A 14,772-nucleotide genomic window follows, 5' to 3' on the forward strand; every position below is an offset into this window, starting at 1 on the left:
ATTTCAGCCTTGACAGTTGAGGACAACTGCGACTCGGGGTGACAGCTATGGCATTCTTTCGCAAGGGTGAGCCCAAAGAAGACCTGGAGGAACTGGAACTGCTGCGCCAGCAGATTGACAGGGCAAACTTGCCGGAACACGTGGAAACCGTGGCGCTCAAGGAGCTTGAGAAGCTTGAGAAGACTCCCACTTCAGCAGCCGAATATGTGATCGGCGTAAATTACCTCGAGTATCTCGCCACTTTGCCTTGGAACATCCACACCGAAGACAACCTGGATCTGGACAGAGCCGAGCGCATTCTCAATAATGAGCACGCCGGCCTGGAGCAGATAAAGGAGAGAATCCTCGAGTACCTGGCGGTGCGGGCCTTGAAGATTCAACGAACGTTTCGCCTGCTGGTGGTGGACGACGAGGAAATTGCCAGAACCAATCTGGAGCATATACTCAAAGGAGAGGGTTACCAGGTGGCCACTGCCACAAATGGCGCTGAGGCCTTGGAGCGCATGGCAAGCGAAGCTTTCGATCTGGTGCTCACAGACTTGCTCATGATGAAAGTAGGGGGCATGGAGCTGTTGCAAAAAATAAAAAACGAGCATCCGCAGACAGACGTCATCATTGTCACCGGCTATGCCACAGTGCCCTCTGCAGTGGAGGCTCTTCAGAAAGGGGCCTACCATTACCTGGCCAAACCACTGAAGATCGAACAGGTGAGGGCCACAGTCAGAGAAGCCTTGAGCAGAAAGCAGTGGGCTCACAAACCCAAGGGCCCAGTTCTCTGTTTCATGGGACCGCCGGGTACGGGCAAGACCTCTCTGGGGCGGTCAATTGCAGCTGCTCTTGGCAGAAAATTCATTCGCCTCTCCGTGGCCGGCATGAAGGACGAGGCCGAAATCCGCGGCCATCGCCGCAGCTACGCTGGCGCCATGCCAGGTAGAATTATAGAGGCAATTCGACGCATTGGCTCCAATAATCCGGTCTTCATGCTCGACGAGATCGACAAGATCGGTCAGGATTTTCGCGGGGACCCAGCTTCGGCTCTCCTGGAAGTGTTGGACCCGGAACAGAATGATCATTTTGTCGACTATTATCTGGACGTGCCATTCGACCTGTCCAGTGTGATGTTCATCGGCACTGCCAACCTGCTGGAGCCGATTCCGCGGCCGCTGCTCGATAGAATGGAGGTTCTGTCTCTGCCGGGATATACTGACGAAGAAAAGGAGACTATTGCCTATAATTTTCTCATTCCCCGCCAGCTGGAAGCAGCCGGACTCGAAAGTTCGGCAGTACAGTTCAGTCCAGAGGCAGTGCTGAAGATTATCAGGGAATACACCCGGGAGGCGGGTCTGCGAAACCTCGAGCGAGAAATCGGCTCGGTGTGCCGCAAGATTGCTCGCCAGGCCTTGAGAAAGGGCGCCAGCATGCAGTCCGTAACCGTAACTCCAGCAAAGGTGGAGCAATATCTGGGCCCGAGAAAATTTTTCTACGAGGTGGCCGAGGCCAGAGACCGGGTGGGGGTGACGACTGGACTGGTGTGGACAGAGACGGGCGGCGACATCATCTTTGTGGAGGCCACCAGGATGAAGGGCACCAAAGGCCTCATTCTTACCGGCTCTCTGGGTGAAGTCATGCAGGAGTCGGCCCAGGCAGCCCTGAGCTATGTGAGAAGCAATGCTGCTGCCTTCGGCATTGTGGAGAATTTTTTTGACGATCACGATATCCATATTCATGTGCCAGCTGGTGCCATTCCCAAGGATGGTCCTTCAGCCGGGCTCACCATAGCCCTTGCCCTAATTTCTCTCCTCACCGGCAGGCCGGCGCGGCGGCAGGTGGCCATGAGCGGCGAACTTACCCTGAGCGGCAGGGTGCTGCCAGTGGCCGGCATTCGCGCCAAGATCCTGGCTGCTCGCAGGGCTGGGGTAGAGACCGTGGTATTTCCAGAGAAGAACCGGGCAGAGCTGGATGACCTGGCCAGCCACATCCGAGGCGATCTGCAGGTGATTTGTATCGCCAGTGTGGACGAGGTGGTGGAGGTGGTTCTCAGATAAGCGCCTGTTTATGCAGAAGCAGCTGCGGCCCGGCGGTCAGTTTGTCGCTGCACTTTCGGAATTGTCTGCCAGGCCCCAGCGTTTCAACTTGCGCCACAGGGAAACCCGGTCGATGCCCAGAATTTCAGCGGCTCTGGTCTTGTTGCCGTTCACTTTCTTGAGAACCCAGCGGACGTATTCCAGTTCGTTTTCCTCCAGAGTCGGCAAGCGCTTGCTGGTTTGGCGATATACTTTGAAAGCCATGGTGCCGAGTTCCTGGGGCAGGTGCTGGGGTAGAATTGTGGGACCGTTGCAGAGGGCTACGGCGCGCTCCATGATGTTTTCCAGTTCGCGGATGTTGCCAGGGTACTCATAGTTGTAAAGAATGGCCATGGCCTCCTCTGAGATATCTTCGATGGCCTTTTTCTGAGCAGCAGCGAAGCGGTTGAGGAAGTGCTGGACCAACAAAGGAATATCGTCGCGCCGTTCGGCCAGAGGGGGCAGATGCAGACTCACCACATTGAGCCGGTAGTAGAGATCCTGCCGAAATCTGCCGGCTGCCATCTCCCTGTTCAGATCCTTGTGGGTGGCAGCCACCACCCGGATATCCACGGGCACAGGCTTGGTGCCACCCACCCGCAGCAGTGATCTCTCTTCCAGCACTCGCAGCAGCTTCACCTGCATGGCTGCAGGCATGTCGCCAATCTCATCCAGGAAAATGGTGCCGCCACTGGCTGCCTCCAGCAACCCTATCTTGGTGGAGGTGGCCCCGGTGAAGGCGTCCTTTTCATGGCCGAACAGTTCGTTGGCCAGCAGTTCTTCAGTGAAAACAGCGCAGTTGAAGGCAACAAAGGGCTCCATGGCGCGATTGCTCTGGTGATGGATGGCCCTGGCAATGAGCTCCTTGCCCGTGCCCGTCTCCCCAAAAATGAGCACGCTGCAGTCGCTGGGGGCGATCTGCTTCACCATGTCGATAAGTTCCTGCATCTTGCTGCTCCTGCCCACGATAAGGGGAGGGCCAGCAAGGCCTTTACATTCCTGTTTGAGATTGTTCAGCTCATCTTTGAGCTGTTTTTTTTCGAGGGCCCTCTTTACCACCAGCCGCACTTCGTCAATCTTGTAAGGCTTGGCAATGTAGTGATAGGCTCCCTTTTTCATGGCCTCGATGGCGGTGTTGACCGTAGCATAAGCAGTAACCATAATGACCTCGGTGTCAGGGTGCTGCTCCTTGCAGCGTTCCAGCACTTCCATGCCGTCCACCTGCTTCATCTTCAGATCGGTGAGAACCACGTCAAATTGAGAAGAGGCCAGCTTTTTCAAGGCCTTGACACCGTTGTCCACGGAGACCACCAGATGCCCCTCTTTCCTGAGGATGTGCTGCAGATTGTCGCGAGCAATCTCTTCGTCGTCTATCACCAGAATTCTGCCTGGTTTCATGGGCGGTGCTCTCCAGTTCGAGGTCCACTCTTTAGCGGCAGGCTGATGGTAAAGGTAGTTCCTTCACCTTGTCTGCTTTTCACAGTGAGGGTGCCGCCGTGCTTTTCTACAATGCCATGGGCTACTGAGAGGCCGAGGCCAGTGCCGTATCCCACCTCTTTGGTGGAGAAGAAAGGGTCGAATATGTGAGGCAGGTCTTCCGGGGTTATGCCACAGCCGGTGTCACTCACATCTATCTCCACCATCTTCCGTGCCAGATTTTCGCGGGCGGTTATGCTGATTTTCCCCTCGCCTTCAGGAATGGCCTGGGCAGCATTGAGCAGAAGGTTGAGGAGCACCTCCTGCAGCTTCTGGCCGTCAGCGTATATATCCAGATCCTCGGGTACGTTGCTGTCAATCTCCACGCCGGCGGGCACCTGGCTCGATACCAGACGGATAGTATTGAGGATGAGGTTTTCCAGGTTGATCCAGCCGGGCTGGAATTCCCTCTCCCTGGAGAACTCCAGAAGACCTTTGACAATATCTCTGGCTCTGTCCACCTCCTGGTCGATGTTCTTGAGCAGCCTGTCAGCGTGCTCTCCATCTGTGCCGGCCAGCTCCTCCATGAGAATCTGGCAAGAAGTAGAAATGTTGTTGAGCGGATTGTTGAGCTGATGGGCAATGCCAGAGGTGAGAATTCCCAGAGATGACAGCTTCTGCGCCTGCACCAGCTGTTCCTGGCGCTTTTCGAGTTCGGTTACCATCTTGTTGAACGCTTCCACCACAGCCTGGGTTTCGTCACCAGTTTGATGGACTGGCAGGCTCTTGAAATCTCCTTTAGCAATGCGGCGGGTGGTCCGCTCGATAACTTGCAGAGGCCTGACGATCTTGCTGCTCACCAGCATGGTGAGAAAGAGTCCTAGCGCGGAGAGAATCACCAGCAGATAGACGATATTGTGCCTTAACGAGGCGAGGATATGATGAATTCTGTTGTACTCGAAGTCTGCCAGTTGCAAAGAAAAGTCCACCAGATTCTTGCCGCTTTGCCGAAGCCTGGCTTCGATTGCAGCTCTCTTGCTCGCATCCGGGCTTTCCGCCTGAGTAGCTGCCAGATTTTGCAAGAGACGGCTGTAGCGAGTCATCTCATCCTCGAGCTTGTTGAGATAGACTGCTCCCTGCAAGCCCTCCACACCTGGGGCGATCTTGTGGAATATCCTTTCTCCTTCTTCCACATAGTTCAGAGTCTCCTGGTAGTCCTGCTCCTTGCCGTAGAGGAGAAAGTTTTTCTCGTAGCGTCTCACCTCCAGTATGGTATCGTGAAGCTGGCTGGCAGTTTCTACGAATCTGAGTTTTCGATCGATTTTCACCAGACTTCGATAGGCAATAATACCAATTAGCAGGAAGGCGATAATGGACAGAGAAAATCCCAGCACCACCTTCTGGCGGATGGTTAGATAAAGGTATGAGCGAGCCTTTCGCATAAGGTTTCTCATATTTGTTATTGCGGACTACGGTGGATTGAGTATAAAAAAATCGTAGAAAAATAGCAAATCAGTAAACTTAGTGGACCAGTTCATAAATAGGCTGACGTTCTCGAGGGCGCCAGGGCAACCGACAGGCAACGCTGCCGGGCTGGCAAGCCCTGGTGGCCGAATGCCAGTGTATTATTGGGCCGCCTGGACAAACTTTGCTTGCAGAGAGTGCTGGTTGTGCATCCTGCTGTGAAAAATTTTATTCGCAAGTGGCAGCTTGACGAACACCTCACCTTGTATCTGCTGGCCATTGTGGTTGGAGCACTGGGGGGCTATGGTGCTGTGTTCTTCAGGTTTCTCATCAAGGCGGCCCAGTATCTTTTCTACCAGAACAGTGAAGAATTTCTCACCTTCTTTCAGACGGTGCCCTTCTACCTCAAGCTGCTGCTGCCGGTTGTAGGCGGCCTGGCAGCAGGGCTGCTGATACGCTGGGGAGGAGAAAAAGCCAGGGGCCACGGCGTTCCGGAACTCATAGAGGCCGTGGTTCTCAGGGGCGGCCGCATCTCCTGGCGCACTGCGGCGGCGCGCATATCTGCCTCTGCCATCACCATCGGTTCAGGAGGCTCCGTGGGCCGGGAAGGGCCCATCATCCACCTGGGCTCCTTCCTGGGCTCCGCAGTGGCGCAGCTGCTCAGGCAGGCAAGAGATCGAGAACGAATCCTGATGAGCTGCGGGGCGGCTGCTGGCATCAGCGCCACTTTTCACGCCCCCATAACCGGCATGCTGTTCGCAGTGGAGTTGCTCCTGGGTGATTTCGCCCTCGCCAGCTTCTCGCCGGTGGTGCTAGCCTCGGTCACTGCTGCCACAGTGTCTGGCTTGCACCTGGGCAAGCTGCCGGCCTTCGTGGTTCCTGTATTCCAAGTGCAGTCCCTGTGGGAATACGCGGTCTACCCGGTGCTGGGGTGTATAAGCGGACTGGTGGCAGTGGTTTTCATCAACTGTCTCTATTTTTGCCAGGATCGCTTCGAGTCGCTGAAAATACCGGCCTGGCTCAAGCCGGGATTGGGCGGTTTGCTGCTTGGCGCCATGCTGCTGCTGGCGCCCCAGGTTTTTGGCGTCGGCTATGGCGCCATCAACCTGGCCCTGCTCAATCAAATGGACCTGGTGCTCATGGCCAGTCTGCTGTTCGCCAAGATCCTGGCAACCTCCATGAGTCTCGGCTCCGGTGCAGCAGGCGGCATTTTGGCGCCTTCTCTGTTTATAGGTGCCATGACCGGGGGCAGTTTTGCCTATTTCGCCGCTTACTGGCTGCCATTTCCCGTATCCTCGGCCAGCAGCTATGCCCTGATAGGTATGGGTGCCGTGGTGGCAGGCTGTACCCAGGCGCCAGTTACGGCCATCCTGCTCACCTTTGAGCTTTGTAACCAATCGCAGATTATCATACCGGTGCTCGCGGCGGCAATTGTCAGCACCATTACTGCTTCACTGCTGAAACACGGCTCGATCTATAGTCTCAAACTGCTGCGCCGCGGTATAGATGTCTCCGGCGGCAGGGAGCAGAACATACTGCGCACTATCCGGGTGGGAGAGGTAATGGTCCGAGACATCCAGAGTGTGGTGGAGTCGGCTCCTATGGCTGTGGTGCTGGACCTCTTCAACAAATTTGATCTTTCCTGTCTTACGGTTGTAAACTCCAAGGGGCAGCTCGTGGGGGTGATCTCTTTTCATGACATTTCCGGGCTGGCTGCCGCGGAGGAGATGCAGCAGCTGCTCATTGCCCGGGACCTGGTCAACCCCGAGGTGGCCAGACTTTTTCCTACTGACAGCCTGAAGACCGCCCTGGACAAGCTGGAGAGAGAAAAAGCTGCCCAGCTGCCAGTGGTTTCCGAGGATGGCACCAACAAGCTCGTGGGCCTTGTGCAGGAAAGGGATGTGCTTGCTGCTTATGAGAGGGAGCTCGAGCTTCGCTGGCAGGACCTTGGTTGACGCAAAACTTGCCTGTTGCCAGTGAGACGAAGCAGGGAAAGAAAGAGAATGACCAGAGCAAATCTCAGGCTAACCAAGATTTTCTTGGCGGTGTTGATCCTCTTGAGCTTTATTTTTTCAGGCCTTCTTTTTACGGGCATGCTGTCCACCAAAAAGAGACTCGAGAGGCTGAGCAGCAGCCAGGCCATTTCCTCTGCTCTGGTGGAAGATCTCAGAGATCACTACCAGTTGCAGTGGAGCCTGGACATGGTGCTGATCACCCTTTCTCTTTCCATGGGACTGACTCTCATATTGATCTATCGTTATCTGCTGCGGGTAGCCAGCACCCTGAGGGAAGTGCAGACCATTGAGCGGGATATCTTGAACAGCATCACCCGCGGTATAGTCACAGTGGACCTCCAAGGCCAGATCACTTCGTGCAACCGGGCCCTGGAAGAGATTCTGGGCGTGCAGGCAGCAGCTCTCGTAGGCCATCCGCTGGAGGAATTGTTTGCTCCTGACGATCCTCTCTATAAATTCCTGGATGAGGCAATCCGGCAGGAGGAAGCTGCTCATGACACGGATGTGGACTACACCACCAGCTCGGGCAGCGCTGTGTGTCTGCGGGTGACGACATTCGGGCTGAAGAATGAAAAGGGCCAGAAGGTTGGCGCCATCCTGCTGCTCAAAGACATGACTGCTCTGCGAAAAATGGAGGAGAGAATGCAGCGTGCTTCGCGGCTGGCAGCCCTCGGAGAGTTGATGCAGCGGTTGGTGCACGAGATTCGCAATCCCCTGAGTGCCATGGACATCAATCTGCAGCTCCTGGAAGAGAGACTGGAGGCAGCAGGCACAAAAGATGAGGTGGAGCGTTATTTGAAGATTATCAGCAGTGAGACCCGCCGACTCAATGAAGTCCTCAGCAAAGCCCAGACATTCGCTCAACCTCATGGAGCTGTGCTGGAGGTGGTGGACCTGCATGAAGTGCTCCAACAGGTGGTCTCTCTTCTTCGAGCCGAGGCAGAGCGGAAGGGAATCAAGATCGAGGCCAATCTGGCAGCAGCAGAGAGCCTGCTGCGGGCAGACAGGGATCAGCTCGAGCAGGTGTTCATCAATCTGTTCAAGAACAGTATCGAGGCTATGGCAAACGGTGGCAGGCTGGAGGTGACCTCCAGAAATAGTGTTCGCGGCGGCACCATCGAAATAGAGATTGTGGACACGGGCAGCGGCATTCCCATGGGTGACCTGCAGCGGATATTCGATCCTTACTATACTACCAAAAAGAAGGGTACAGGGTTGGGCCTGAGCATAGTCCATAGTATTATCAATCAACATGGTGGCACCGTAGATGTGGGGAGCTGGTTGGGAGAAGGGACCCTTTTTCATCTCAGCTTGCCCCTGTTGCCGTCAAATGAGGAGAATGGTGGAAAGAGACAGACCGACAATACTCATCGTGGATGATGAGCCCAATATCCGGCAGGGGCTTGCCGAGGCCTTGCAAGATCAGGGCTACCACATCGAGCAGGCGGCAAGCGGTGAAGAGGCGCTGCAGCGCCTCGAGGACAGAGAGTTCCATCTGGCCCTGGTTGATCTCGTCATGGACGGCATGGACGGCATCGAGCTCCTGCAGAAAGTCAAGCAGCGTTGGCCCCGAACAGAAGTAGTGATCATTACGGCGCACGGCACCATTGAGACAGCAGTGCGGGCTCTCAAAGAGGGCGCCTATGACTACCTCACCAAGCCGGTGAACGTTAAACGTTTTCGCTCCTATATACACAACATTCTCCGCAGCCAGGAACTGGAAGAGGAGAATAGACGGCTGCGCGAACAGCTGCGCACAGAACAGGAGTACAGTCAAATCATTGGCAGAAGCGACAGTCTGCTGAGCGTTCTAGAGATGATCGAACAGCTGGCGCCCACGGAGGTTACCGTTCTCATAGAGGGCGAGAGTGGCACCGGCAAGGAGCTGGTGGCCAGGGCCCTGCACCAGAGGAGCGGCAGGGGGGAGCAGCCTTTTATTTCGGTAAACTGCGGCGCTATTCCCAAGGAAATTATGGGCAGTGAATTGTTCGGCCACGAGCGCGGCGCCTTCACAGGTGCAACTGCCCAGAAGAAAGGGCGCTTCGAGCTGGCGCACAAGGGCACCCTCTTTCTCGACGAGATTGCCGAGATGGATCTGGAGGCCCAGGTGACCCTGCTGAGAATTCTCGAGGAGGGCAAATTCCGGAGGCTGGGGGGCACCAGAGAAATAGCTGTAGATGTGAGGGTGGTGGCCGCTACCAACAAGAGTCTCACTGAACAGTGCCGTCTGGGTTTGTTCCGGGAGGATCTCTACTATCGACTCAATGTGGCTCGTATGAGCCTGCCGCCCCTCAGAGAACGACGCGAGGATATTCCACTTCTCAGCCGCCATTTTCTGGAGACTTTTGCCGAAAAGTATCACAAGCCGGGGATCCGGCTGTCCCCCGAGGTACAGAGTCGCCTGGCCACCTATGAGTGGCCTGGAAACATCAGAGAGTTGCGCAATTGCCTCGAGCGGGCAGTGATTCTCGCCCGCGGTCCGGTCATAGATATGGAGCTGCTGCCAGAACGGTTTCAGGAGAAGGCTGCTGAGCCCTCGAGGTGGACAATGCCAGTGGGTCGCAGTCTAGCTGAGATGGAAAGGGAGATGATTAGACAAACACTGCAGCAGACCCACGGTCATCGCAAGGAAACGGCCCGCATTCTGGGAATAAGCGAGCGAGACCTGTACTACAAGCTCAAGAAATACAAGCTTAAATGAAATGCGGAATGGGGACTGGACTGCAAAAATTGCAGGCAGGGGAACTGGGGTATATTCTGTCTTGTTTGCCATGGTGAAGTTAACAATTTATATTTACAGGAAAAACTGTTTGCCATATTTTTTATTCCAGATTGGCATCATCATTGCTCTAAGCATTGGGCGAGGTAAAAGACATAGCGCATTGAAAGGAGAACATCATGCATCTTGCCCAGTTTCTCGACCAAGGCCATGTCATTTTGGAGCTGCAACAAAAGGACCGTTTTGCTTGTCTACAAGAGATCTTTGACAAGGTGGCCACTGACGGCTACCTGAGAAACAAGGTCCAGGCCCTAGAAGAGCTGTGCCAGAGAGAGCAGCTGGCCACCACGGGTATAGGGAACGGCATTGCGGTGCCGCACGTCTTTACTGATGAGGCCAGCCGCCCACTGCTCATCATGGCGAGGTCGCCCTCTGGAGTCAGTTTCGATGCCCTGGACGGCAAACCGGTGCATCTCATTTTTGTGGCCCTGTCACCGCGCAAGGAGAAAGATCTTTTCATCAGTCTTCTCTATCACCTAGTTCGCTTTCTCAAGGTGCGGCAGAACTATGAGGATCTACTGGCTGCCAAAGACGCTGCCGAGGTGATGGCAGTGATGGCTAGGGCCAAGGAAAACCTGATGTCGGAAAAATTGAAGAGGCTGGTAAGAGACGAGGTTCGGCCCTACAAGAGCTGGGCAGGAATTTCCAGTTGATTCATTGACAGCTCCCTGTTCATTGACGATTTCACTTGTCTACTGAGGACAGCTCATTTATGAAACCTTTTCGGCAAACTGCTAAAGACCGTTCCCTAAAGGAACAGCTACGCCGACTCTTCCGCCGCTACCAGTTGAGTGATCAGACTTTTCTTATAGTGGTTGCTGTGGTGGTAGGTTTTCTGGGAGGACTGGGGACGATTCTGTTTGAAAAGATGCTTGAGTTTTTCAACTGGCTGTTCTTTGAAGTTTTTCCTCATCCTCTTGGCAATGCCAGGTGGCTGATTATTCTGATACCAGCCCTCGGCGGTTTGTTTCTGGCGCCGCTCATTCGCTTCTTTCCTGCTGAGGCCAAGAGCGACGGTGTACCTGCCACCATGGAGGCAGTGGCTCTCAAGAGGGGCATTATCAAAGTGAGGACCTTCCTCATCAGAACCCTGGCCTCTGCTCTCACTCTAGGCTCAGGCGGCTCCGCCGGCAAGGAAGGGCCGATCATTCAGATTGGCGCCTCCATCGGTTCTGCAGTGGGCCAATTTTTCAGGGTCTCGGGTGACCGCATGCGGGTGCTGGTTGGCTGTGGCGCTGCTGCAGGCCTGGCTTCCATTTTCAATGCGCCCATTGCCGGCGTACTCTTTGCCCTGGAAGTGGTGCTGGGAGAATTCAACATCCATATCTTCAGCCCCATAGTCATATCATCCGTAGTGGCCACGGCGGTGAGTCGGGCCTGGCTCATTGAAGGCGCGGCATTGAAGCTGCCCCCCTACCATCTTTTCAGCTACTGGGAAATTCTTCTCTATGCGGTTCTGGGGATCTGCGCTGGCGTGGTATCTGTCGTTTTCACCCGTACTCTCCATGGCATGGAAGATCTCTTTGAACACCACGCCCCTCTGAAAGCTCATTGGAAGCCTATTTTCGGCGGTTTGGCAGTGGGCATGATCGGCTTTTTCTATCCACAGATTCTCGGCTGCTCCTATGCTCCCATTACCCAGGCGATCCAGGGAGATTTTCTCTGGCAGACGCTGGTAGCACTTCTGGTGCTCAAGGTGGTGGGCACGGCCTTCACCCTCGGTTCTGGCGGCTCGGGCGGCATCCTGTATCCCAGTCTGTTTCTGGGAGCCATGGTGGGTGGCGCCCTGGGGGATCTGTTTCACACAATCTTTCCCCAGATAGTTTCTTCTCCAGGCGGCTACGCCCTGGTAGGCATGGGTGCGGTGCTCGGGGCTGCCGTGCAGGCACCCATGGCCGCAATCATGATGGTTTTTGAACTGACAAATGACTATGCTATTATTCTGCCGATGATGACCGCCTGCGTGCTGGCCACGGTCATTCATCGACGGCTCATGACTCACTCCATCTACACCTACAGCCTGGTGAAGCGGGGCATCGATATATCTGCTGGCAGGGAAATGGGGATTCTCACTTCGCTCAAAGTGAAAGACATCATGAGCCGGGATGTGCCCAAGATTCCTGGAAATCTTCCCTATGAAGAAGTGCTGAAACACTGTCTGGCCGGCAACCGCAACTACCTGTACACTATTGACGAGCAGGACAATCTGGAGGGCGTAATCTCTTTCCAGGAACTGAAGGAGTTTGTCTACGACGATCAATTGCGCCACCTGGTGTTTGCGCGTGACTTGGCCAATCGCGACGTGGTCTACGTGACGCCGGATGAAACTCTGGCCTCATCCCTGAACAAGTTCAGTTCTCTCGATGTGGAGGAGCTGCCGGTGGTGCAGAGCTACGACGGCCAGCACCGTCTCGAGGGTATTGTCACCAGGAGCGAACTCATGAGGATTTATCGAAAGGAAATGGGCAAACGGCTGCTTATCAACTGAGGCTGTGGCGGCTGTGCCATCCTGACTCCCTGGTGCCGGTACTGCTGGTCTGCTTCTAGTCTTCTCCACCAGACTTCTTGAATTTTCACCAGAAATTACCACAAAATGATTTCGCTCCCAGGGGGCTGCCACTGCTTTGCCGACTGCTGTTCATTCTGGAAACCGTCCAGGCTCCTCTAGTTTGTTAAATACTTGTGCCTGCGTTTTTGCTCAGCCAGGATAGCAAGTTCAGTTCAAGAGAAGGGCCCCGCCGAGTTCCATTCTCTAAGAATAATCAACAGCATGACAGGCAACAACCCAGCAGGGCTGTACGCTAGACAGCAGTGTCTTGGTCATTGCTCAGGCCATACTCTGCAGGCTAGCAGGGGGCTGGAGCATACTCGACCGGCTGACTTGCAAGGATGGCTTGCCCACAACAGGTATACATCAGGAATATTTCTGCAGGGGCTTGGCGCTCTTTTGCTTTGTAGGTTATGCTTGTCTATATACTTGTCTGATTAGCCAAGGGGGATGATATGAAAGTTCTTGTTGCTGTAGACCAGGATCTCGAGTCTCGGCTTGCCCTCAGATATGCCTGTCATCTGCTAGAGCACTTCGATGCCAGTGTGGATGCCATCCATGTGAGGAAAGACGTTTCAGAGGTCATCTTGGCAGACTTTGAGGTGCCCTTCCTGAAAACTGATCGACAGGCCAAGCTAGAAGAAGATACCAGGGAGGTGGAACAGGCTATCAGCGATGCCTGTGAGATCTGTCTGGCAGGCAAAGTCCCCTGCACTCCCAGGATACTCACGGCAGCCGAGCCCGCAGAGGTCATTATCAAAGAGGCCAGGGCAGGCGATTACGATTTGCTGGTGCTTGGCTGCCATCGGGTCTCAGCTATCAAAGGGATGCTGCTCGGTCAGGTTCATACTCAGGTGATCAACAGTTGCCAGCGGCCAGTGCTCATCGTCAGAGAGCTGCGCCATATCAATCGGGTGCTGGTGGCTTATTCGGGCTCCTCCTGCGACGATCAGGCACTGCATTTTATTGCACCGCTGCTGGCCAGGAAAAGGCCGCACATCACTGTCATGCATGTGCAGGATACAGAACTTGGTGAAAGCGACGAATTCAGCCAGGCCTGCTTGCGCAAAGGAGAGTCGCTTCTGAAGAACCTGGAACATGAGCCAGAGACCAAGTCGGTGGCCGGTGACGTGGTGGATGAAATCATCAGGGAGATTAACCTGGGCAACCATGACCTGGTGGTGGTTGGCGCCCAGGGACTTGGCAAGACCGGCTACTTGAACATCCTGAGTGACAGGTCTCTGCAGATAATCCGCCGCACTACCAGACCGGTGCTCCTCTACAGACAGAAGAGAGTCTGAAGAGCAGCCGCCTTTCTCCTGCACGCGCCGGGAATAAGAGGTCTTCTCTCGGCTGCCTCCCCGAGCAGGCAGTTTTATCTTGACAGCGAGAGCTGCGCTTGCTAGGTTAGTTATAACTTTGTTACATTTTGCACTAACTGTGACTTTTTTTGTCATCAATGGCGTCTCTGTATTGGAAAGCTACTGCCACTTACGGATAATCTCACAATTGAGGGAAGCTCATGTGTCGTACTGCCAGCAGAATGTTGATGATCAAGGCGCTACTCCTGTACCATTTCATAGCGAGCACTCCTGTGTGGGCAGCTACCGAGCAGGTCATTCCTACCCCTGAGCACCCCTGGTGGTTCTGGCCCCTGATTCTTCTGGTGTTTTGTTTTGTTCTGGGCATCCTGGCGGTGCTGGCCGGCGTTGGTGGTGGGGTGCTCTATGTGCCCCTGGTGAGCGGCTTTTTCCCTTTCCACCTGGATTTCGTCCGGGGTACAGGCTTGCTGGTAGCCCTGGCAGGAGCTCTTGCTGCCGGGCCGGGCCTGCTGCGGCGCAACTTTGCCAATCTGCGGCTGGCGCTGCCAGTGGCCTTGGTTGCCTCTGCTTGTGCCATTGCCGGCGCGCTCCTGGGTTTGGCGCTGCCCACCAATATTGTCCAGATGGCTCTGGGGGCGACTATTATTTTCATTGCGGCCCTGCTGACCTTTTCCAAGAATGTCGAGAAACCCGAGGTCAAGAAACAGGACGGCATTGGCGCGGCCCTGAAAATGGCGGGCGCCTACTTTGACCCCTCCACAGGCGAGACCATAGAGTGGAAGACGCACCGGACGCTCTCCGGTCTCATACTTTTTATCCTGATTGGTGTTATGGCAGGCATGTTCGGCCTGGGAGCTGGCTGGGCCAATGTGCCAGTGCTCAATCTCCTTATGGGAGCGCCGCTCAAGGTGGCGGTGGGCACCAGCAAATTTCTTCTTTCTATTACAGATACCTCGGCTGCCTGGATCTACCTGAACAAGGGCTGCGTCATACCTCTCATGGCAGTACCCTCCATTGTGGGTCTCATGCTAGGCTCCTTCGTGGGGGTGAGGATCCTGGCGGTGGCCAAACCAAAGGTCATCCGTTACATTGTGATTGGCGTGCTGCTCTTTGCTGGGGTCAAGGCTTTTATGAAGGGCCTGGGCGTCTAACCGACGAGGTGAGC

Annotated in this window: 10 protein-coding genes; 8 read left to right on the forward strand and 2 right to left on the reverse strand. The window is 55.0% G+C overall.

What is annotated here, in order from left to right; all coding sequences use genetic code 11:
- The first annotated feature begins 47 nt into the window (after positions 1-47).
- Positions 48-2,045 (forward strand): endopeptidase La, encoded by a 1,998-nt coding sequence (gene lon / locus JRI89_06845; GenBank protein MBW2070957.1) that lies wholly within the window; start codon positions 48-50, stop codon positions 2,043-2,045.
- A 36-nt stretch (positions 2,046-2,081) separates the two neighbouring features.
- On the opposite strand, the gene JRI89_06850 is transcribed toward lon, so the two are convergent.
- Positions 2,082-3,461 carry a sigma-54-dependent Fis family transcriptional regulator gene (locus JRI89_06850; protein MBW2070958.1) on the reverse strand — a complete coding sequence of 460 codons (1,380 nt, stop codon included), beginning with the start codon at positions 3,459-3,461 and terminating at the stop codon, positions 2,082-2,084.
- On the reverse strand, positions 3,458-4,921 hold the full coding sequence (locus JRI89_06855) for a HAMP domain-containing protein (GenBank protein MBW2070959.1): 1,464 nt from the start codon (positions 4,919-4,921) through the stop codon (positions 3,458-3,460). Before JRI89_06855 ends, JRI89_06850 begins: the two co-directional genes overlap by 4 nt.
- A gap of 210 nt (positions 4,922-5,131) precedes the next feature.
- Between JRI89_06855 and JRI89_06860 the strand changes: the two genes are divergently transcribed.
- The 7 genes from JRI89_06860 to JRI89_06890 all read left to right on the forward strand — a co-directional run bounded on the left by JRI89_06860 (position 5,132) and on the right by JRI89_06890 (position 14,758).
- The gene (locus JRI89_06860) at positions 5,132-6,898 is read left to right on the forward strand and encodes a chloride channel protein (protein MBW2070960.1); all 1,767 of its coding nucleotides are present in this window, start codon (positions 5,132-5,134) and stop codon (positions 6,896-6,898) included.
- A gap of 48 nt (positions 6,899-6,946) precedes the next feature.
- Positions 6,947-8,338 (forward strand): PAS domain S-box protein, encoded by a 1,392-nt coding sequence (locus JRI89_06865; protein ID MBW2070961.1) that lies wholly within the window; start codon positions 6,947-6,949, stop codon positions 8,336-8,338.
- Positions 8,298-9,659, forward strand: a complete 1,362-nt coding sequence (locus JRI89_06870) for a sigma-54-dependent Fis family transcriptional regulator (protein MBW2070962.1) — start codon at positions 8,298-8,300, stop codon at positions 9,657-9,659. The genes JRI89_06865 and JRI89_06870 overlap by 41 nt, the downstream gene beginning before the upstream one ends.
- A gap of 197 nt (positions 9,660-9,856) precedes the next feature.
- Entirely contained in the window at positions 9,857-10,390 is a 534-nt protein-coding gene (locus JRI89_06875) for a PTS sugar transporter subunit IIA (GenBank protein MBW2070963.1), read from the forward strand.
- 59 nt (positions 10,391-10,449) lie between these two features.
- A complete protein-coding gene (locus JRI89_06880; protein MBW2070964.1) occupies positions 10,450-12,225 on the forward strand; it encodes a chloride channel protein in 1,776 nt (591 codons plus the stop codon).
- A gap of 515 nt (positions 12,226-12,740) precedes the next feature.
- Positions 12,741-13,586, forward strand: a complete 846-nt coding sequence (locus JRI89_06885; GenBank protein MBW2070965.1) for a universal stress protein — start codon at positions 12,741-12,743, stop codon at positions 13,584-13,586.
- Between the two features lie 221 nt (positions 13,587-13,807).
- Positions 13,808-14,758 (forward strand): sulfite exporter TauE/SafE family protein, encoded by a 951-nt coding sequence (locus JRI89_06890; protein MBW2070966.1) that lies wholly within the window; start codon positions 13,808-13,810, stop codon positions 14,756-14,758.
- Positions 14,759-14,772: the final 14 nt, after the last annotated feature.

The organism is Deltaproteobacteria bacterium, from assembly GCA_019309045.1.
GTDB lineage: Bacteria > Desulfobacterota > Syntrophobacteria > BM002 > BM002 > JAFDGZ01.